The organism is Inquilinus limosus MP06 (genome assembly GCF_000767795.1).
GTDB classification, from domain to species: Bacteria; Pseudomonadota; Alphaproteobacteria; order DSM-16000; family Inquilinaceae; genus Inquilinus; species Inquilinus limosus_E.
Window position 1 is genome coordinate 1 of record NZ_JANX01001002.1, and the last position, 1,211, is coordinate 1,211.

A 1,211-nucleotide genomic window follows, 5' to 3' on the forward strand; every position below is an offset into this window, starting at 1 on the left:
CTCCATGGCGCGGCGCTGGAAGCGCAGGCCGCGCCGGGCGACGGCGGCGCCCTCGACCAGGCCGTCGCGGCGCTGCAGAGCAGCGTCGACGCGCTGCGGGGCGCCGGCGGCGAGGGGCTGGACGGGCGGGAGTTCGGCCAGGCCTTCGCCATCGCCTTCACCTTCGCCCAGATCCGCGACAACCTCGCCGATCTGGGCGAGCGGCTGCGCGAACAGGCGGGCGAGGCCACGGCGCCGCTGACGGATTGAGACCAGGGAGAACGCCGCCATGACCGCACCCGGCATCCACGCCATCCTCTACGCCTTCTTCGACGCCGAGGAGCGGCTGGATCGTACCGCCATGCGCCGGCAGGTCGAGGCGTGCCTGGAGGCCGGGGTCGCCGGCATCGCCGCGCTGGGCCTGGCCACCGAGGTGGCGAAGCTGGGCTTCGACGAACGGCGGACGGTGATGGACTGGGTGGCGGAGGATGTGGCCGGCCGGGTGCCGGTCGGCTTCACCATCTTCGGCCCATCGGTGGCCGAGCAGGTGGCGATGGTCCGCGCGGCCGAGGCGGCGGGCGCCGCCTGGCTGATCCTGCAGCCGCCCGCCGCGGGCAGCTACGGCGCCGCCGAATACCTGGACTTCTTCAGCCGGATGATGGAGGCGACGGCGCTCCCGGTGGCGATCCAGAACGCGCCGCAATATCTCGGCCGCGGCCTGTCCGCCGAGGACGTCGCCCGGCTGATGCGGCGCCACGCCAACATGACCCTGATCAAGGCGGAGGGCTCGGCGGTGGAGGTCGAGCGGCTGATCGCCGCGACGGACGGGAAGCTGCGCGTGTTCAACGGCCGCGGCGGGCTGGAGATGATCGACAGCCTGCGCGCCGGCTGCGGCGGCTTCCTGCTGGCGCCGGACGCGGTCGACCACGCGGTGGCGATCCACCGGCTCCATGAATCCGGGGACGAGGCGGCGGCCGCCGAGGCCTATGCCCGGGTGGCGCCGTCGATCGTCTTCGTCATGCAGTCGATCGAGACACTGATCTGCTACGGCAAGCGCCTGTTCGCCGCCCGGGCGGGGTTAGCAGTGCATGACCGGGCGCCGGCGCTGCGCCCGACCGAGTTCGGGCTGGACCTTGTCGCCCGTCACGCCGCGGCGCTGGGGCCGTTCGGGCGCCGAAAATAGAGCGAGTCTGTCTCTTTCCATCCTCCCCCTCCCCTTGCGGGAGGGGGTA

The 1,211-nt window shown here is 73.0% G+C and carries 2 protein-coding genes; both read left to right on the plus strand.

Annotated features, from left to right (window positions below):
- A partial coding sequence (locus P409_RS39755) for a hypothetical protein (RefSeq protein WP_034849522.1) occupies positions 1–249 on the plus strand: 249 nt, incomplete at its 5' end.
- Positions 250–268: 19 nt separating this feature from the next.
- The gene (locus P409_RS34755; protein ID WP_034849523.1) at positions 269–1,162 is read left to right on the plus strand and encodes a dihydrodipicolinate synthase family protein; all 894 of its coding nucleotides are present in this window, start codon (positions 269–271) and stop codon (positions 1,160–1,162) included.
- The last annotated feature ends 49 nt before the right edge of the window (positions 1,163–1,211 follow it).